This is a genomic window from Pseudomonas syringae group sp. J309-1 (assembly GCF_032582135.1).
GTDB classification, from domain to species: Bacteria; Pseudomonadota; Gammaproteobacteria; order Pseudomonadales; family Pseudomonadaceae; genus Aquipseudomonas; species Aquipseudomonas quasicaspiana.
On sequence record NZ_JAWHNU010000003.1, the window covers coordinates 16456 to 35742 of the forward strand.

Consider the following 19287-nt stretch of genomic DNA (forward strand, 5'->3'; position numbering starts at 1 on the left):
GTTGAATCTTCTCCGATCGTTTCGCCCGATTCACGAGAAACGGATGATTGGAATTTATGACGACACCGGACAAGCAGTACGTAGAGTGGCTGGTTGAACAATCAATGCTCAATGCCGCACGCCAGCGCGCCAGGTTGTATTCGGGGCAGGGCAGATTGTGGCAGCGCCCTTTCGCCGAATCCCGGCCCCGAGACGCGTCGGCGATTGCCTCCGTCTGGTTTACTGCTTATCCGGCGTCAATCATCACTCGCCCTGGCGGCTCTGTCCTTGAAGCCCTGGGCGATGAAACCCTTTGGCATGCCATGTCGGAAATCGGTATTCAAGGCATCCACAACGGGCCGCTGAAAACCTCCGGTGGCCTTCAGGGGCGGCAACATACGCCGACTATCGACGGCAATTTCGACCGTATCAGTTTCGGCATCGACCCTGAATTGGGCACCGATGCGCAATTGCTCAGCCTGAGTCGCATTGCTGCTGCGCATAACGCGGTGGTGATTGATGACGTGATTCCGTCCCACACCGGCAAGGGTTCTGATTTCCGTTTGGCAGAAATGGCTTACGAGGATTATCCGGGCCTCTATCACATGGTGGAAATCCGTGAGGAAGACTGGCAGTTGCTGCCGGACATTCCGGCGGGTCGCGATGCGGTGAACCTGATGCCTGAGGTGGTGGATGCCCTCAAAGACAAGCACTACATCGTGGGTCAGTTACAGCGGGTCATTTTCTTCGAGCCAGGCGTCAAGGAAACCGACTGGAGCGCCACGGGTATTGTCCAGGGCGTGGACGGCAAGGCGCGGCGCTGGGTTTATTTGCATTACTTCAAGGAAGGTCAGCCTTCACTGAACTGGCTGGACCCAAGCTTCGCAGCTCAGCAAATGATCATTGGTGATGCGCTGCATTCCATTGACGTCATGGGCGCGCGGGTTTTGCGTCTGGATGCCAATGGCTTCCTCGGCGTGGAGCGCAAGGCTGAAGGTAATGCCTGGTCCGAGAGTCACCCGTTGTCGATTACGGGTAACCAGCTATTGGGGGGCGCGATCCGCAAGGCGGGCGGTTTCAGTTTCCAGGAACTGAACCTGACCCTGGATGACATCGCGTCGATGTCCCACGGCGGCGCCGATCTGTCATACGACTTCATCTCGCGCCCGGCCTATCAGCACGCACTGTTGACGGGCACCACCGAGTTCCTGCGGTTGATGCTGCGTCAGGTTCACGCGTTTGGTATCGATCCGGCGTCGCTGATTCATGCGCTGCAGAACCATGACGAATTGACACTGGAACTGGTGCATTTCTGGACGCTGCACGCCCATGACACGTACCACTATCAGGGCCAGACGCTGCCGGGCAGCATCTTGCGCGAACATATCCGCGAGGAAATGTACGAGAAGCTGACAGGCGAGCACGCTCCGTACAACATGAAGTTCGTCACCAACGGCGTGTCCTGTACCACCGCCAGCATCATTACGGCTGCGCTGGGTATCCGCGATCTGGACGCCATCACGGAAGAAGACATTCAGAAAATTCAGCACATTCATCTGCTGTTGGTGATGTTCAACGCCATGCAGCCTGGCGTGTTTGCGTTGTCCGGCTGGGATCTGGTCGGTGCATTACCGGTGCCTGCCGAGCAGGTTCAGCACCTGATGCAGGATGGCGACACCCGCTGGATCCACCGCGGCGCTTACGATCTGGTCGATCTGGACCCGGACGCGGAGTTCTCTGCGGGTAACATGCCGCGCTCCCGCACCCTTTACGGCAGTATCATCAGCCAGCTACAGCGCCCGGATTCATTTGCCTCGCAACTCAAGAAGATTCTTGCTGTGCGTCGGGCTTATGACATCGCTGCGAGCAAGCAGATTCTGATTCCGGACGTTGAACACCCAGGCTTGCTGATCATGGTCCACGAGCTGCCAGCCGGGAAGGGCACGCAGATTACTGCGCTGAACTTCAGCTCGGAGCCGATTGTGGAAACTTTGCATCTGCCAGACATCGCGCCCGGCCCGGTGGTAGACATCATCAACGAACGGGTCGAAGGGGATCTGACTGAACAGGGCGAATTCACCATCACTCTGGATGCCTACGAAGGCCTGGCATTGCGGGTGGTAAGCGCATTCCCGGCGTTCTGATTGTCGGTTTCTGCACAGACTTTGCGGCTCCGTTGACGAAATGACGACATATCTGGCCTGATAATGCCCCGATGTAAACCGTCAACGGAAGCTGCATGGATATCAAACACAGTCTCAAACAGCGCATCGTCATCGTTTTCACGCTGATGAGTACTCTGGTTGCCTTGATCTTTGCGGCAGGCATTGTCGTTACCGTTCACCTGGTAGGCAAAAAGTTGACCGCACTTTCAATGAATGGCGACCTGCACAGGTTGCTGTTGATGGACGACGTCGCCAACTGGACTCACCGTCCGGAGAAGGATTCGTTTTTCTACATACAGGACGCGTCCGGCCTCTTCGCAATGCCCGAGAGCCTCAAGCCATTGAAACCCGGCTTTCACCGGATCAAAAAAGACAATGTCGATTATTACGCCATGGTGGATATGGTCGACGGTCGTCAGTACGTATTGCTGCGGGATCAGACCGCAACCATTCAGCGCGAGCGTATTCTGTTCGCCATCGTGCTGGTCGGGTTCGTCCTCAGCGTCTTGTTGGCGCTATTGCTGGGTCGACTGTTGGCGCAACGGGTCATGGCACCGGTGGTGAAGCTGGCGGGCGAGGTGCGTGATCGTGACCAGGCCATGGATGCGGCGCCGACACTGGCAACGAATTATGCTCATGACGAAGTCGGCGAGCTGGCGGTGTCTTTTGATGAAACCCTGGGCCGTCTGCGTGCTGCCTTGACCCGGGAAAAGATGTTCACCAGCGACGTCAGCCACGAACTGCGCACTCCGTTGATGGTGTTAGCCAGCTCTTGTGAGCTGCTGCTGGAAAATCCTGCCGTTGATCCGCGCTCCCGTAACCAGGTGTTAAGAATATCCCGCGCCAGTGAGGGTATGCGCCAACTGGTGGAAACCTTCCTGTTGCTGGCGCGGATCGACACCGAAGTACCCGGCCACGGTCCACGCGCAACGCTGGTTGCGGTCGCCGACGAGTTGGTGGACATGTGGCGCAAACCCATTGAAGAAAAAGGCCTGACCCTGCGTTACGAGCCGGGTGTCGGCTCGGATCGTTTATATAACGCAACGTTGCTGCACTCGGTCATGAGCAATCTGCTGCGCAATGCCTGGCATTACACGGACGAAGGTTTCATCTTTTTGAGCTTGAAGGGTGATCGCTTTTCCGTGGAGGACAGCGGCATCGGCATACCCCTGGAAAAACAACAGGCCATGTTTCAGCCTTTTGTCAGGGGCGATGAGCAGCGCGGCGAAGGCCTCGGCTTGGGCCTTTCCCTGGTGCAGCGCATCTGCGTCCACCAGGGCTGGTCGGTCAACCTTGAAAGCCGGATACCGCAGGGATGCTGTTTCGAGGTGAGCTTGTCTGCCTCCGCAGTGTCCGCAGATAGACCCGATAGCGTCCGCAAGTCGGCTTCAGCAAGCCAGCCCGCCTAGGTACTGATACGTAAAGTCGCAACCTGAACAACCTATTTATCTTGAGAGCAGCTCTGCATGACCACTCTGAAAATCACTGCCGGCGGATACGAGTTTCTCGCTGAAACCCATCCTGATGCGCCGCACACCGTTGCTGCGTTTCTGAAGTTGCTGCCTTACCGGCAGAAGCTGATCCATGTGCGCTGGAGCGGCGAGGGCTGCTGGGTTCCACTGGGTGAGTATCAGTTGCTGCTGAACGATCAGCCGATTGGGTTCGAAAATCACACCAGCCACCCTTCAGTGGGCGACATTCTTTTTTATCCGGGCCCTTACAGTGAGACTGAAATCCTCATCGCCTACGGCTCGTGCTGCTTTGCCAGTAAAATGGGCCAGTTGGCCGGTAACCATTTCCTGACCATCGTGCAAGGCAAGGAAAACCTGCGTGCCCTGGGCGTGAAAACCCTGTGGGAAGGCGCGCAGGACGTGCTCTTTGAGCAGGTCTGAGTCGCCCGGTATGATGACTCAACTCGCTGAATCAATACCCAACGCAGAGGACAGCCGCACCTGTGCGCGCGGCGCTTTTCTTGCTGATGCCGGATTTGCCGATGCCGTTCTGGAGGCGTTGCCCGCAGATGCGTCGGCACGACGTTATTTCCGCCTGCAAGGTGCCGGGCTGTTGCTGATGGATTCGCCGCCACGCAGCGAACCCATCGCGCCATTTGTGCAGGTGGCCGGTTATCTGCACAGCATCGGACTGTCAGCCCCGGGCTTGCGCCAGGTGGATGAACAGGCCGGGCTCGCGTTGATCGAGGATTTTGGCAACGCCACGTACACTCGGCTGCTGGCTTCAGGGCACCCGGAAGAAGCCTTGTATGGCCTGGCCGTCGACGCACTGGTGGCTCTGCATCGGGCACCCGCCAGCACCGGCTTGCCGACCTACGATGCGCAGAAATTGAGCGCTGAATGTGCACTGTTCATCGATTGGTATGCACCGTTGTTGATCGGCAAAGAGGCCGCTCTGGCGCTGCGTGGACGCTATCTCGAACTGTTTGCCGAAGCCTGCCGTGATGTGGCCGAACGCCGTGAAACGCTGGTACTGCGCGACTTCCACGTGGACAACCTGATGCTGCTCGACAGTCGCCAGGGCGTGGCGGCTTGCGGCCTTCTGGATTTTCAGGACGCGTTGGTCGGTTCCGCGGCTTATGACCTCATGTCGTTACTGGAGGATGCGCGTCGTGACATGTCCGAGCCGCTGCGCGCGGCACTGTTCAGTCATTACCTGATGCAGCGCCCGGAACTCAATGTGCCGCTGTTCGTTGATGATTACCGGCGGCTCGCTGCGCAACGACATGCCAAAGTACTGGGAATTTTCGTGCGTCTGGCGGGGCGCGACGGCAAGCATGGCTACCTGGCGCACCTGCCGCGAACCCTGCGCCTGTTTGTGCAAGCGCTGAGGGCGCCCGCGTTCAATGAGCTGCGGGAGTGGCTGGACCTGAACGTGCCAGGCTGGCGCGATGACTTGTCTGCCCAGACTCTTGATGAGTTGCGAACCACGCCTTATCGTCAGTGACAGGCTTTCGATTGTCCGGGTCCTAGCCTGCAAAGGCACGCCACAGGGCCCAGGCAATCAGCAGCCATATCAGCACAATGCAGGTTATGGTCAGCCATTGGCCTTTGAGCTGGATTCGCTTGCCGGCCATGGCTTCAGCTTCAGGTCGGCAGCGCTGTTGTAGGTCATCCGGAATCAGCCGCAAGGCGAGGGCGATGCCCAGCGGTAAAAGAATCACATCATCCAGAAAGCCCAGCACCGGGATGAAATCCGGAATCAGGTCGATAGGGCTCACGGCGTAGGCCACCGTCACCAATGCGACGATTTTTGGTAGCCAAGGCATGTCGGGTTGACGGCAGCAGAGCCATAGCAGAATCAGATTGGCTTTGAGGCGGCGGGCCCATAGTTTCAGGTGTTTGACGGTGTTGCCGATCATCAAGGGGGCTCTTCGTGCGGGATGTTATGACCTCTGAATTGATCCAGATCCTGTAGGCGCTCACGAGCACCTACAGACGGTATTTTTCAATTCAGATTCAAAGGCTACCGAAACAAACCTGCTCATGAAACACAAAGGGCAGGTCCGGTAGCGACGTGAATTCGCGGATCAATGTTCGATATTCTGCATCAGGGTCCAGATCAGCGAACTGTTCTGGCCAGAAGATTTTCGCCAGCCATTGTGCCCCGACGATGTTGAAAACGCTGTTGTAAAACTGGTGATTGAGGCCCTGTACGCATGATTTTGGCGACTTCGCAGTGGCCGCAAAGCCGGGACGGGACATCAAACGCTGCATTTCACTGTTGATCCGTTCGGTATTGGCACCGTAGCCAAAAGGTATCGCGGTGACGCCGTTGCGCAAACGCTGTGTGCCCGTCATCAAGTAAACGTCGGGTTTGCTCAGGATCAGGGTTTCCAGCGCCACATCGGCTGATTCGCTGCGCAGGTAGCGGGAGCCAAGGTTGATTGCACCGATGTCCTCGATCAGCAATCCCCAACCGGCACGGGCCTGAGTGTGGCAACAGCCGCCAGATCCGGCTTGCCCGGCTCGGGCTTCGACGAACACCTTGGGCGCTGGCAGACCAGCTGTTTTCTCGCGCAGCTCTGCCAGTTGGCGACGATAAACCTGTAAATACGCTTCGGCGTTGTCTTCTTTACCCAATACACGCCCCAGCAATTCCAGACTAAGGGGCACGTTCACTAATGGGTCCAGTTCGTTGTCGACGTAGATCAGCGGAATGTCCAATCGCTCAAGTACGCTGTTGAGTACCGTGTTTTCGATGGCTGCCTGACCACTGAGCCGGGCAATGATCAGGTCCGGGTGGGTGCGCAACAGGCTTTCAATGTCCAGCTGGCCAGTGTCGGGGAAATCCAGGTCCTTGATCTGCGTAGCATGCGGCCAGCGTTGGCTGACCACATTCCACAGGCCAGGGTCGGAACTGGCGAGATTGTTATCCCAGGCAATCACCCGGGCCAGCGGGTTTTCTCGTTCCAGCAGGGCCAGCGACAAAAGGGTATTGCTGTCCTGCAACACGATACGTTGCGGGCTATGGGATAGGGTGACGCTGCGCCCGGCGAGATCGATGATGGTGAGAGGGTAGTTGGCGGCTTGAGCTGCAGAGCAGAGTAAAAACAGTAGGCCCAATGTCCTCAATGCCACGTCCCTTAAAAAAACGCACGAAGTCACTGACACCCCCCAATACCCCTGTGGGAGCTGGTCTTGCCCGCGATAAGGCTGGACACGATATACCTGATATCTGCGGTGCACTTATCGCGGGCAAGCCCAGCTCCCACAGATTTCGCGTCATCCAGTGGGTCCGTTGTTGGGGAGAGCTGCAATATGCGCTTCATGCCACAGACCCATCCACATGAATTTGCACCCGGCCCTGGCTGCAGCGCTCGACCCGCGCCTGGATCCGATAGACCTGCTCCAGCATGGTCGGCGTCAGGGTATGTTCGGGTGTGCCCGCGACATTCAGGCGGCCACGCTCAAGCACCATGATCTGATCGGCCCAGCGCGCCGCCAGGCCTAGGTCATGGAGGACAACCACGACGATCCGGCCTTGATCGGCCAGTTGGCGGACCATGCTCATCACGTCGTTTTGATAGCGCAAATCCAGCGCACTGGTGGGTTCGTCGAGCAGCAACAAACGTGGCTGGCGAATCACCGCTTGAGCGAGGCTGACCATTTGCCGTTGTCCACCGGACAGACTGTCCAGGGGTTGCAGGGCCAGATGCAGGATGCCCAATTGTTCAAGAACGGCGCAGGCCTTGTTTTGTTGTTCCCGGGCGCTGCCGACTGTGGCCAGTGAGTCGCCCCCGCGCAAGGCGCCGAGCAGGGTTTCCAATACGCTCAAGGCAATGCCATCGGGCAAGGTCTGGGGCATGAAGCCCAGAACAGCAGCGCGTTCGCGACGCTTGCAACGCAGCAGATCGAGATCACCCAGACGAATCTCTCCCGTCGCCGACAATAGCCCGGCAAGGCTGCGCAGCAGAGTCGATTTGCCTGCACCGTTAGGGCCCACCAGCGCTACGACTTGACCCGGCGCAATATCCGGCAGGTCAATGCCATGCAGCACCGTGCTGTGTTTGTAACCAACAGTCAGATTACGTACCGTCAACTGGCTCATGTCCGGCCTCGCTTGAGAATCAGGCTCATGAACAACGGTACGCCGACGACGGCGGTTACGATGCCGATGGGCAGTACCACGCCCGGAATCAGCTGTTTGCTAACAATGGCCGACAGCGACATGATCAACGCGCCCATCAAGGCGCTGACCGGCAGAAAGAAACGGTGATCTTCGCCAATCAGCATGCGGGCAATGTGCGGCCCCACCAGCCCGATAAAGCCGATGGTCCCTACGAATGCCACCGCGGTTGCGGCCAGTAGACTGATACGCAGCAACGCCCCTAACCGTAACCGGGCAACATCAATGCCCAGCGTTTCGGCACGCTCGTCGCCCAGTCGCAGCGTAGTCATCTGCCACGACGCGCGCAGGCTGAATGGCAACACCAGAAAAAACACCACGGCCAGGGTCTGCACTGCAGGCCAACTGGCGCGGCTCAGGCTGCCCATGCTCCAGAACACCAGTTGTTGCAAGGCATCTGCCGAGGCCAGGTATTGCAGCAGCGCAACCATGGCATTGAAGCTGAACACCAGCGCAATGCCAAACAGCACCAGCGACTGCACGCCGCCAGTGAGGCTGGCGACGGCCTGTAACAACAGCACCGACGCAAAAGCGAAGATGAACGCATTGGCGGTAATCAGCCAACTGCCGGGCACGCCGGGAATTCCCAGATCCAGCACAATGGCCAGCGCCGCGCCAAAGGATGCTGCCGATGACACGCCCAGGGTAAACGGACTGGCCAGCGGGTTATTGAGGATGGTCTGCATCTCGGCCCCGGCCAACGAAAGCGCCGCGCCCACCAGCACGGCCATCAGCGCGAACGGCAGGCGCAATTCGCGGACGATCACCTGAGTATCCGGATCAACGCTGACCGGATCGAATATTGCCAGCAAGACTTCACTGGCAGCGAACCGGGTAGTGCCCAGCGTGATGTCCGCCACCAGACACGCCAGTAACGCGAGCACAAGAGCGCCACAGATCCACAGGCGTTTACGCAGGATTTTGTTGTAGGCGACCTGCAGTGTTTCAGCGTTCAGGGCAGGTTGGGAACGACTCAAAACTTCGCACTCACGCTGGCGATGAACGAGGCGGGTGCGCCCGCGTAGTTACCGTCGGTATTGGCTGCGGTTTCGATATATTTGCGATCCGTCAGGTTGCGGCCTTTGAGTGAAACCCGGATGTTTTCGTCGATGTCGTAGAACACGCTGGCGTCGATCCTGGCGTAGCCGCTCACGTCGTAGCTGTTGTCGATATCGCCCTGACGTTCGCCCACGGCGATGACGCCCGCGCCGAAGCCGAGACCTTTCATGGGGCCGTCTTGTAGCTGGTAGCTGGACCAGATCGAACCGCTGAGGATCGGTACGCCGTCCAGACGGTTGCCGGTTTCGATTGTCGTGTCCTTGGTGACTTTGGCGTCCAGTGCGCTGACGTTACCGATGATTTCCCAGCCATCCAGAGGAGTGCCGCTGACATCGAGTTCAGCCCCGCGCACGCGCTGCTCGCCAGTCTGTACCGAGTAGTTGTCGTCTGTGGGATCGGTTGCTGCCACATTCTGCCGGGTGATCTCGAATACCGACAATGTGGCGCTGAGGCGGTCAGGGATCAGGTCAAACTTGGCGCCAACTTCATACTGCTCACCTTCCTCAGGGTCCAGAGGGCTGCCGTTGCGCTGGGTGTCACTCTGCGGAGTGAATGAAGTGCTGTAGCTGGCGTAGAGTGCCAGCCAGTCAGTGGGCTGATACACCAGGCCCAGTCGGGGTGAAACTTTGGACGGGTTCAGGTTAGTCCTGGTGACTTCGAAGTCCGCGTCAGTGGTGGTATTGCGCTGCCGCGTATCGTCATAGCGTGCACCCACGATCAGCTTCCACTGTTCACTCAGATCGATCTGATCCTGCAGATAGAAGCTGTAAGCTTCCAGTTGATAATCGGTTTCCTCGTTGAACGAGAACGCGCCGGGCCGGGCGCCATAAACCGGATTGAAAATATCGATTGAACCCAATGTTGCTCGATCCGTAGCCACGTTGCGCTTGCCGTCGATGTACTCAAAGCCCGCCAGCGCTGTGTGTTTCAGGCCACCGGTGGCGAAGCGGGCAATGGCTTCGAACTGCATGTCCAGAGTCTTGATGCGCTCGTCGCCATCGGTTGCACGACGAGCAAGGGTGCGGTTGTCGTCCTCCAGTCCGCGCAAATCCACCACATAACGATTCTTGTGGGACTGATCCCAGCGGGTCATCTGGCGCAGGGTCAGCCAGTCATTTACATCGTGCTCGGCGCGATACCAGACCGACACCTTGTCCGCCTTGTCCCGCGACCAGGGTTCATGCAGATAGCGATCGGCATTCATGTTGATCTTGCCGTTGACCGGGATTAGCCCGCGATCAAAAGGGCTGGTCTGGTCGATGTATTCCAAGCCCGCATCCACACGCGTGACATCGCTGGGTTCCCAGCGCAGGGTCGGGGCAACGTAGATGCGTTTGCTGTCGCGGAAGGTGTCGCGAAAACCGCGTTCGGTCTGGGTTGCGACTGTCATGCGCCCAGCCAGGGTTTTGGCTTCGTCCAGAGGGCCGCTGGCGTTGGCTTCAAGCCGATAGAAGTCATAAGAACCTGCCTGCGCCTTGACCTCGGCTTCCGGGGTGAAGCTCGGCTGGCGGGTCACCAGGTTGATCAGCCCACCCGGATTGCCACGGCCATAGAGCACCGACGCGGGCCCCTTGAGGACTTCGACCCGCTCGACGTTGGCCAGATCGCGCAACGCTTCCGGACGCGACACCAAGGGGTTGATCAACATGCCATCCACCGCATAAGTGGTGGCTTTGAACCCGCGGATGATGAAGCTTTCGGAAGAACCGCCATGGCTGTTGCCACGTTGCACGCTGCTGACGTTGGTCAGGGCATCGCCGAGGTTATTGACCTGCTGGTCTTCAAGCACCTGGCGGGAGACCACCTGAATGGATTGCGGAACGTCGCGCAGGGCGGTGTCCGTCTTGGTCCCGGTGGCGCTGCGGGTTGCGCGATAGCCCTGCACCGGGCCGTTCGCATGTTCGATATAACGGTTGGAGGTAATGGTCGACGGCGCAAGGTTGATTGAGCCGCTGGCAGGCTGCGCAAACAGCAGAAGAGTGCGGTCTTCAGTCAGCGACCAGCCCAAACCTGAATCCCTGAGCAACCGGGTCAACGCTTCTCGCTCACTAAGCTCGCCGTTGACTGCTGGTGCGGTTTTGCCGGTCGCCAGTGCGGCGTCAAAACTCAGCTGTAACCGGTTCTGTCTGGCGAATTGCGCCAGCGCCGAAGCCAGCGGTTGTGCGCTCATGCTGTAACGGGCAGTACCCGGACGTTCAGAAGCTTCGGCAGCCCAACCGTTGCCCATCGGCAGCATGATGAGCAGGGCAAGAGACGGCAATGCAGGTAAGCGCGGCATCAATACGATCCTTCATACGTCTTGATTACGTTTGCGAAAAATTCTCAAACAGATGATCAAAGACGTAGCCCTTCGGGATTTTTTTCAAGGACGGGCGAAAAAAAACAAAATAACTGACAGTGCAGGTGTCCCCATGACACCGCGCTGTAGCGTTGCAAACACGGCTTTCTGTGGGAGTGAGGCTTGCCCGCGAAGAACGATAACGCGGTGTGCCTGACGGACCGAAGCGCCCGTATCGCGGGCAAGCCTCGCTCCCAAGTTGGTAACATCTCGAGCTCATGCAGGACCGGTGGGACCGAATTCATTCGGGAAGGCGGTATTTTTGTCGATACAAAGGCTGCGCATTCACCGGCCTCTTCGCGAATGAATTCGCTCCCACCGGGATCAACGCTTGTAGGCGAACATAGAATCTCCCACAAGGATCTCATTCATTCAGGATAATTAGTCGACAAAAACAAACCCCAGGCACTTGCGCCCACCCGATTAACGCGCAACCTTAGCCGCTACTGTTTGTGATCTCCAAACAATCCTTCTGATAGCGGGGCAGGAATGGACCGTTTTGATGCAATGCTGGCATTCGCCCGGGTCGTTGAAGCGGGGAGCTTTACCAGGGCGGCTGACACGCTGCACATGAGCAAGACCACGGTGACCCAACTGGTTCAACAACTGGAAGCCAGGCTGCGGGTCAAACTGCTTAACCGCACTACGCGCAAGGTCAATGTCACTGCTGACGGCGCGGTGTACTACGAACGCGTGGTACGGCTGCTGGCGGACCTGGATGACGCAGAGACAAGTCTCTCCAGCGCAGCGTCATTGCCCCGAGGTCGGTTGCGAGTGGATGTACCCAGCCCGCTGGCCAGAATGATCCTGATGCCGGCACTGCCCGGTTTCCATGCCAGATACCCGGATATTCAGATCGATATGGGCGTCAGTGATCGCAAGGTCGATCTGATTGGCGAGAATGTCGATTGCGTGGTCCGCGGCGGTGAACTCAGCGACCTGTCACTCATGGCTCGCCGGGTGGGTGATTTGCAGCTTGGAGTGTACGCGGCGCCAGCTTATCTGCAGCGTCTCGGCACTCCAGTTCACCCTCGCGAGCTTGAAGAGTCTGAGCACCGGATCATCGGTTTCCTGTGGGCGCGCACAGGTAAAGCCTTACCCTATGCCATGCACAACGGCACCGAACGTCTGACGATTAATGGCCGTTACGTGTTGGCGGTGGACGACGGCAATGCGTATCTTGCGGCAGGACTGGCAGGCATGGGCGTGCTCTGGCTACCGGACTATATGGCAAAACAACACGTGGCAAGCGGTGAATTGGTCCCGTTGTTCAAAAGCTGGCGAATGGAACCCATGCCTCTGTATGTGGCGTTTCCGCCGAACCGGCACATCAGCATTAAAGTACGGGTATTCATCGACTGGGTTGCAGACCTGATGGCGCAACACGGCCCGGTCGCCGATCGATACGAGATTGATGACGCGGAGAACCGCACGACATGACTGAGCGACGTCAATTCAGCGGTGGCATGAAGGGCAAGAATCTTCGCTATCTTGGAGATGAGTCAACAGCTTCCCGTCAGGCAAAAGCCGGATTTTTGCTGCTCGAACATTTCTCGCTTCCTGCATTCACCCAGGCGCTGGACACCATCATTACCGCAAATCTGCTGCGTCCCGGCTTGTTCGCGACCTGTACCTTTGGCTTGCAGGAGGGCGAAGTGGTCAGTGATCTGGGGCTGGTCATTCGACCTGATCTGCAGATGACAGCTGCCGGGATAAACGGTCTGGACTTGCTGGTTGTCTGCGGCGGCTACCGGACCGAACTCAAGCATTATCCCGAGCTGACAGCATTACTGAATACGGCGGCAGAGCAGGGTACGGCGCTGGCGGGGTTGTGGAATGGTGCGTGGTTTCTGGGTGTTGCGGGTTTACTCGACAGCTACCGTTGCGCGATCCACCCGGAACACCGTCCCGCGCTGGCTGAAATCTGCAAGATTACCCATGTCACCAGCGAGCCGTTCGTGGTGGACCGGGATCGTCTGACCGCCGCAAGCCCGTCGGGGGCTTTCCACATGGCGTTGGAGTGGATCAAGACCCTGCATGACAAAGCGCTGGTCGAAGGCATCGAGGACATTCTGTCTTTTGAAGAGTCACGTTATCGGCGTATCAAGAACTCTGCGCATCTATCGGTCAGCGCGCCATTGCGTGAGGTGGTGAAGCTGATGGACGCCAACCTCGAAGAACCACTGGAAATGGAGCAACTGGTGAAGTACTCCGGTCGCTCCCGTCGTCAGGTCGAACGCTTGTTCCGGGAACAGCTGGGCACCACGCCGCAGCGCTATTACCTGGAATTGCGCATCACCGAAGCCAGGCGTTTGTTGCAGCATACCGAGATGTCCCAGGTTGAGGTGCTGGTCGCCTGCGGATTCGTCTCGCCCAGTCATTTCAGCAAGTGCTACAGCGCGTTCTTCGGTTACCGGCCGTCAAAAGAGAAGCGGCTGGTTCGTTAGTGTCTTCCATGAACACAGTTTTGGTAGGAGTGAACTTGTTCACGAAAGGGCCTGTACATCCGCAGCACATGTATGGCCTGAAATACCGCCTTCCCGAATGAATTCGGTCCCACAGGGTATTCGTGATGCTTGCGATGGTCAGCAAACGTCACCGCCATGCAAACCCAATCCCGTGGGAGCGAATTCATTCGCGAAAGGGCCAGTACATCCACAGCACATGTATGTCCTGAAATACCGCCTTCCCGAATGAACTCGCTCCCACCGCTCCGACAGGTGCTGCGGGCGGCTGAAGGCTGAGCTAACGCTGAATCCGCTCAACGATGGCATTCAGCAGCACATCGCAGCCCATGCGGGCATCTTCAGGGAAAACGTCCTCGGCTTCGTTGTGGCTCAGCCCGTCAACACAGGGGATGAACACCATCGTGGTTGGGCAGTGTCGGGCTAGCAGGATGGCGTCGTGACCTGCGCCGCTGACGATGTCCTGATGCGGATAACCTAGCGCTTCGACGGCACGGCGTACCGCCGCGACGCAATCCTTGTCGAACGGGGTGGCCGGGCTTAGCCAGTGGCGCTGTATGTCCAGGGTCAATCCGCGGACGTCCGCTACCTGCTGAAAACGCTGTCGGACCAGCTCCTCCATCAGCGCAATCTGCCCGTCTTCGTGGTGACGCAAATCCACCGTGAAGTTCACGCTGCCGGCAATGGTGTTGCGCGATGATTTGGCGATGCTCAACTGGCCAATCGTGACCAGTCCCTTGGGCGCGAACTCTTCAGCCAGGGCTTCAAGTTTCGCAGCCATTTGCGCCACGCCAAACAAAGCGTCCTTGCGCAGTTTCATCGGTGTGGTCCCGGCGTGGGCGCTCTGGCCTTTGACCTGCACGTCGAGCCAGCAAATGGCCTGACCGCCCGTCACCACACCCACCGGAATGCCGTTGTCTTCAAGGATCGGCCCCTGCTCGATGTGCGCTTCGAAATACGAATCGAAAGGACGCTTGAAGGGTTGCTCACCCACGTGCCCGGTGGCGTCCAGCGCCTGAGCGACGCTGATACCGTCGGCATCGCATGCATCCAGCGCTGTCTGGAGTGCCAGAGTGCCGGTGAATACTGCAGAGCCGAACATGGCTGGCGTGAAGCGCGCGCCTTCTTCGTTGGTCCACACCGCGATCTCAATAGGCCGCGGGCTCTGGATGCCTTGCTCGTTCAGGCAGCGAACCACTTCCAGCCCGGCCAGGACCCCGTAGATGCCATCGAAGCGACCACCTTTGGGCTGAGTGTCGAGATGGCTGCCCATCACGATCGGCTCAAGCTTTTCGTTTAGCCCGGCACGGCGGGCGAACAGGTTGCCGATTGCATCGAAGCTAAGGGTCATGCCTGCTTCCCGACACCAGCTCATGAACAGCTCACGGCCTGCTTTGTCCTCCTCAGACAGGGCCAGACGGCAGTTGCCGCCCTTGGCGGTGGCACCGATTTGGGCCATGTCCATCAGGCTGGCCCAGAGGCGATCGCCGTTGGATTCAATTACATTCATCGCTCAACCTCTTGCGTGTCGCTTCAGTAGCCCAGCGTTGGGTCCACCAGATTATTCAGGGGTTCGCCATTGAGCAGTCGGCGGGCGTTTTCCGCGACCTGCAGTGCAATGCAATCGTCGGAGGCGGCGGAGGCCATGTGCGGAGTGATGATCACCCCCGGCATCTGCCACAAACGATCGTCCACCGGCAGCGGTTCCTGATCGAATACATCCAGCACCGCGCCGCGCAAATGCCCGCTGGCTAGGCCCTGTTGCAGGTCATCGACGACCAGGTGCTGCCCGCGTCCGGCATTCACCACTACCGCGCCGGGAGCCAGGGCGGCAAAGGTCTTGCTACACAGAATGCCTCGGGTGGCGTCGGTCAGGGGCAGCAGGTTGACCAGCATGTCCAGGCCGTCGAGGAACCCATCGAACTGCTCGTCACCGTGATGACAGATCACTCCGGGAATTTCTCGCGGGCTACGTGCCCAGCCACTCACCGCATAGCCAGCACCGGCCAGATCACTGGCGATTGCCGCACCCAGTGAACCCAGGCCCATGACGCCCACTCTGAACTGCCCGGCAGGACGTTGTGGGTGACGCTGCCACGCGCTTTGACGCTGCTGTGCGGCCACGCGATCAAAATCACGGTGAAAATGCAGCACCGCCCAGCGCACGTATTCGGTCATCCCTCGCCGATGGTCCGGGTCCACCACGCGGCAGGCGGGAAGGTCCGCTCGGCTTGGATCCGTACGCAAATGATCGACCCCGGCGGCCACCGAATGCACCAGTTGCAGGTTGGGCAGGCTTGCCATGCTGCCCGCCGGTGGATACCAGCAGGCCGCGATTTGCGCCTCGGAGGCGGCCGGGTCATCAGGCAATACCACCTTGAGTTCAGGCGCGTTACGGGCGAAAGCGATTTGCAGTTCGCTGTTCAGAACGGTGTCATTGGTCAACAGGACGACGGTGGTCATGAGCAGTAGGACTCGCGTTGGTCTTCGATCAGGGTAAGCGCGGCGTTCCAGCTCAACTGAATGATCTCTGCGGCTTCATCGCGATCAAACTGTTGGGCGGTCAAACGGCATACTTCCTCGCTGGGTTGCACGAGTTTACTGTTCCCGGACAGTGCTTGAACCTGTGCCTGACACGCCCGCTCCAGAAAATGGATTTCATGGAACGCCTGGGCCACGCTGCCACCGCCCGCCAACAAGCCGTGATTGCGCAGGATCATCGCCTTATGGGGGCCAAGATCCGCCACCAGGCGTTCACGTTCTTCCAGCGAAAGGGCGATGCCCTCATAGGTGTGATAACCCAGCTTGCCGTAGAACTTCAGCGCATGCTGAGTGATCGGCAACAGGCCGTGTTCTTGCGCGGCGACTGCCATACCGGCTGCGGTATGGGTATGGATCACGCAGTTCAGGTCTTCCCGAGCCATGTGGATCGCGGAGTGGACAACGAAACCTGCTGCATTTACCCGGCTGTTTTCCACGTCGCCATTGACCACCTGGCCATGCTGATCGATCCGCACCAGATCACTGGCTTTCATCCGGTCGAAGATCACCCCGTAGCGGTTGATCAGGAAGTGATGTTCGGGACCAGGGATGCGCAGGCTGATGTGCGTGTCGATCAAATCAGTCATGCGGAAGTGCGCCACCAGCCGATACAGCGCGGCCAGTTCACAGCGGGCCTGCCATTCCACAGCGTCGATAGAATCCGGGGTATTCATGAAAGCTCCTTGTTGAACGCTGACTGTTGTGTGGTGCTGTCGTCACCGCGCAGACGCGCCAGACCACAGACGCCAAACAGCGAAATGCCTGCCAGCACGCTGAAGAAAATCGCCAGAGGCAGCCATTGCCCGGCGTAGTGAGTGGCCAGCAACGTGCCGATGATGGGCGTGCTGCCACCGGCAATCGCACAGATCAGTTGGTAAGCGATAGAGATCCCGCTGTAACGCAGATGCGCCGGGAATGCCTGAGCCATGTAACCGGCAATCACTGCGTAAAGCGCTGACAAGGTGATCACAGCCATGGCGATGCCCAGGGTCATCAACGCCAGGTTCTGGGTGCCGACCAGCAGAAACATCGGGTACGGCATGAACATCGAGAGCAGGGCGGTCAGCATCAGGAACCGGCCTTCGCCGATACGCTCGGCCAGCAACGCGCTGATGGGCTGGGAAATGAATTGCAGGACGGTCACGATAAACAGGCAATCCAGAATGGTCGCCCGGGAGATGCCCTGATACTGGGTCACGTAAGTGATCATGAAGGTATTGGTGAAAAAGAAGCCCGCCGAGCCGATGGTCACCGCACAGGCGGCGAAGAAAATCTGCCGCCAGCAGGTCCGCAGCACGTCCAGCACCGGGTACTTGGCGGTTTCGCCTTTCTCCGCGACTTCTTTGAATTCCGGTGACTCTTCAACGCCAAAGCGGATCGCCAGGCCAATCAGCATCAAGACGCCGCTGGCGAGGAACGGCAAACGCCAGCCCCAGTCGGCAAATTCAGCAGGCTCCAGAGACGTAACCAGTCGAAACGCAATCAACGCCAGCAGCAAGCCTGCAGGGCTGCCCAGTTGCGCAAAGGAGGCATAGAACATCTTACGGCCCTTAGGCGCATGTTCGCTGGCCATCAGTACTGCGCCGCCCCATTCGCCACCAACCGAAATGCCTTGCACGATGCGCAGCGCCACCAGACCAATGGGTGCCCAGATGCCGGCGCTGGCGTAGCTCGGCAGCAAGCCTATTCCCGTGGTCGCCAACCCCATCAGCAGCATGGTGAACAGCAACATCTTTTTACGCCCAAGCCGATCTCCCAGGTGACCGAACACCATCCCGGCCATGGGCCGTGCGATGAAGCCGACCGCGAAGGTGCCAAAGGCGGCGAGGGTGCTCAGGCCTGGCGTATCGCTGGGGAAGAAAACCTGGCCGAGGATCAGCGCGGCGGCTGTGGCGTAGATGTAGAAGTCGTAAAACTCGATGGTGGTGCCGATGAATGCCGCGGCAGCCGCGCGACGAGGCTGGTTGGACGAGGTTCGCATGCAAGGCCCTTTTAGTATTGGCGTTATGGCAGGGATTGAGGCTGTTCACATAGCGCTCTGTGGCGCTTCCCTGCTTTATCGCTCGCTGCCTATAATTAATCAATTTGCTAATACTTATTTTATGTATTAGTCAGGCTACTAATGGTGTGTTGATGAACAACGACGAATCGGTCGAAGCACAAGGCAGGTGGCAAGGTCGGCGTTTTCTCAATGATCGACTGGACTGGAACCTGCTGCGCACTTACCTGGCTATCGGTCAGGAACGCAGTATCAGCCGTGCGGCAGCCAGGCTTTTCGTCACGCAATCAGCGGTCAGCCAGTCGCTCAAACGGCTTGAGGAACAGCTCGATTGCGCGTTGATTGTGCGCAAGGGGCCGCGCTTCGACCTGACGCAGGCCGGGGAAGAGGTATTTGGCATTGCCCAGGAGATGTATGGCAATGTGTCCCGTCTGGGCACGGCGGTTGAGGGTGCCGAGGAAGAAGTCGTTGGCAAAGTGCGTGTGCTGTCCATCAGTCATGTGCAGTCACCGCTCTATGACGACTTTCTTGCGGACTTCCACCTGCTGCATCCGCGTGTCGAGCTGGAACTTGAAGTCATGCGCAGTTCGGATATTCAGAGCTCGCTGAACCAGAAAACCGCCAGCCTCGGCATCGGCCTGTGCCGCTTTCCCCAGGCAAAACTGGAGCGAGTGCTGTTGATGCGCCAGCGCTATGCATTCTTCTGTGGCAAACGACACCGGCTGTTCGGCAAACGCGGACTGGCACTGGATGCGTTACAGGGCGAGAACTTTGTCAGCTTCACCAGCGACCAGTTGGGCGGCAATCTCTCACCGCTGACGGTGTTCCGCGATCAGCAGGGGTTCACCGGAAAAATCGTCGCATCATCGCCCAGCTTTGAAGAGATTCGCCGGTTGATCATCGCCGGATATGGCATCGGTTGTTTGCCTGAACATCTGGTGGACAACGATTTGCACAACGGGCTGATCTGGCGTTTACCACCGGCTGACGGCGTGGTCGATGTCGATATGTTTTTGATGTGGAACCGCGATCAAAGGATGAACCGCGCCGAAACGGTTTTTATCGAGTCGTTTCGGCAGGTCATTGAAGGAGCGCTTTGAT

Annotated in this window: 16 protein-coding genes; 7 read left to right on the forward strand and 9 right to left on the reverse strand. The window is 58.5% G+C overall.

The annotated features are described in order from the left end of the window. The first annotated feature begins 56 nt into the window (after positions 1–56). The 4 genes from treS to RX972_RS02310 all read left to right on the forward strand — a co-directional run bounded on the left by treS (position 57) and on the right by RX972_RS02310 (position 5102). On the forward strand, positions 57–2123 hold the full coding sequence (treS, locus tag RX972_RS02295; RefSeq protein ID WP_316872424.1) for a maltose alpha-D-glucosyltransferase: 2067 nt from the start codon (positions 57–59) through the stop codon (positions 2121–2123). A 95-nt stretch (positions 2124–2218) separates the two neighbouring features. After that, the gene (locus RX972_RS02300) at positions 2219–3553 is read left to right on the forward strand and encodes a HAMP domain-containing sensor histidine kinase (RefSeq protein ID WP_316872425.1); all 1335 of its coding nucleotides are present in this window, start codon (positions 2219–2221) and stop codon (positions 3551–3553) included. Positions 3554–3610: 57 nt separating this feature from the next. Then, complete coding sequence (locus tag RX972_RS02305; RefSeq protein WP_027901218.1) at positions 3611–4036, forward strand: DUF3830 family protein; 426 nt, start codon at positions 3611–3613, stop codon at positions 4034–4036. 10 nt (positions 4037–4046) lie between these two features. Then, positions 4047–5102: an aminoglycoside phosphotransferase family protein gene (locus RX972_RS02310; protein WP_316872426.1), complete on the forward strand. Its 1056-nt coding sequence runs from the start codon at positions 4047–4049 to the stop codon at positions 5100–5102. Between the two features lie 22 nt (positions 5103–5124). On the opposite strand, the gene RX972_RS02315 is transcribed toward RX972_RS02310, so the two are convergent. From RX972_RS02315 to RX972_RS02335, 5 genes are all read right to left on the reverse strand, one after another. Continuing rightward, a complete protein-coding gene (locus tag RX972_RS02315; protein ID WP_263272180.1) occupies positions 5125–5517 on the reverse strand; it encodes a YkvA family protein in 393 nt (130 codons plus the stop codon). Between the two features lie 97 nt (positions 5518–5614). Beyond that, the gene (locus RX972_RS02320; RefSeq protein WP_316872427.1) at positions 5615–6721 is read right to left on the reverse strand and encodes an ABC transporter substrate-binding protein; all 1107 of its coding nucleotides are present in this window, start codon (positions 6719–6721) and stop codon (positions 5615–5617) included. Positions 6722–6923: 202 nt separating this feature from the next. Continuing rightward, positions 6924–7706 (reverse strand): ABC transporter ATP-binding protein, encoded by a 783-nt coding sequence (locus tag RX972_RS02325; RefSeq protein WP_316872428.1) that lies wholly within the window; start codon positions 7704–7706, stop codon positions 6924–6926. Then, positions 7703–8740, reverse strand: a complete 1038-nt coding sequence (locus RX972_RS02330) for a FecCD family ABC transporter permease (protein ID WP_231677717.1) — start codon at positions 8738–8740, stop codon at positions 7703–7705. Before RX972_RS02330 ends, RX972_RS02325 begins: the two co-directional genes overlap by 4 nt. A 17-nt stretch (positions 8741–8757) precedes the next feature. Beyond that, a complete protein-coding gene (locus RX972_RS02335) occupies positions 8758–11121 on the reverse strand; it encodes a TonB-dependent receptor (RefSeq protein ID WP_316872429.1) in 2364 nt (787 codons plus the stop codon). Between the two features lie 549 nt (positions 11122–11670). Here RX972_RS02335 and RX972_RS02340 point away from each other — a divergent pair. Continuing rightward, positions 11671–12621 carry a LysR family transcriptional regulator gene (locus tag RX972_RS02340; RefSeq protein ID WP_316872430.1) on the forward strand — a complete coding sequence of 317 codons (951 nt, stop codon included), beginning with the start codon at positions 11671–11673 and terminating at the stop codon, positions 12619–12621. Further along, positions 12618–13628, forward strand: a complete 1011-nt coding sequence (locus tag RX972_RS02345; RefSeq protein ID WP_316872431.1) for a GlxA family transcriptional regulator — start codon at positions 12618–12620, stop codon at positions 13626–13628. Before RX972_RS02340 ends, RX972_RS02345 begins: the two co-directional genes overlap by 4 nt. A 298-nt stretch (positions 13629–13926) precedes the next feature. Here the strand turns inward: RX972_RS02345 and RX972_RS02350 are convergent, their stop codons facing one another. The 4 genes from RX972_RS02350 to RX972_RS02365 are packed head-to-tail and all read right to left on the reverse strand — an operon-like array spanning position 13927 to position 18168. Continuing rightward, on the reverse strand, positions 13927–15156 hold the full coding sequence (locus RX972_RS02350) for a Zn-dependent hydrolase (protein WP_316872432.1): 1230 nt from the start codon (positions 15154–15156) through the stop codon (positions 13927–13929). 23 nt (positions 15157–15179) lie between these two features. Beyond that, entirely contained in the window at positions 15180–16109 is a 930-nt protein-coding gene (locus RX972_RS02355) for a glyoxylate/hydroxypyruvate reductase A (protein WP_316872433.1), read from the reverse strand. Beyond that, on the reverse strand, positions 16106–16861 hold the full coding sequence (locus RX972_RS02360) for a class II aldolase/adducin family protein (RefSeq protein ID WP_122706770.1): 756 nt from the start codon (positions 16859–16861) through the stop codon (positions 16106–16108). Before RX972_RS02360 ends, RX972_RS02355 begins: the two co-directional genes overlap by 4 nt. Next, positions 16858–18168 carry an MFS transporter gene (locus RX972_RS02365; RefSeq protein ID WP_231678156.1) on the reverse strand — a complete coding sequence of 437 codons (1311 nt, stop codon included), beginning with the start codon at positions 18166–18168 and terminating at the stop codon, positions 16858–16860. The genes RX972_RS02360 and RX972_RS02365 overlap by 4 nt, the downstream gene beginning before the upstream one ends. 152 nt (positions 18169–18320) lie before the next feature. Between RX972_RS02365 and RX972_RS02370 the strand changes: the two genes are divergently transcribed. Beyond that, positions 18321–19286: a LysR family transcriptional regulator gene (locus RX972_RS02370; protein ID WP_316872434.1), complete on the forward strand. Its 966-nt coding sequence runs from the start codon at positions 18321–18323 to the stop codon at positions 19284–19286. Position 19287 lies beyond the last annotated feature (1 nt).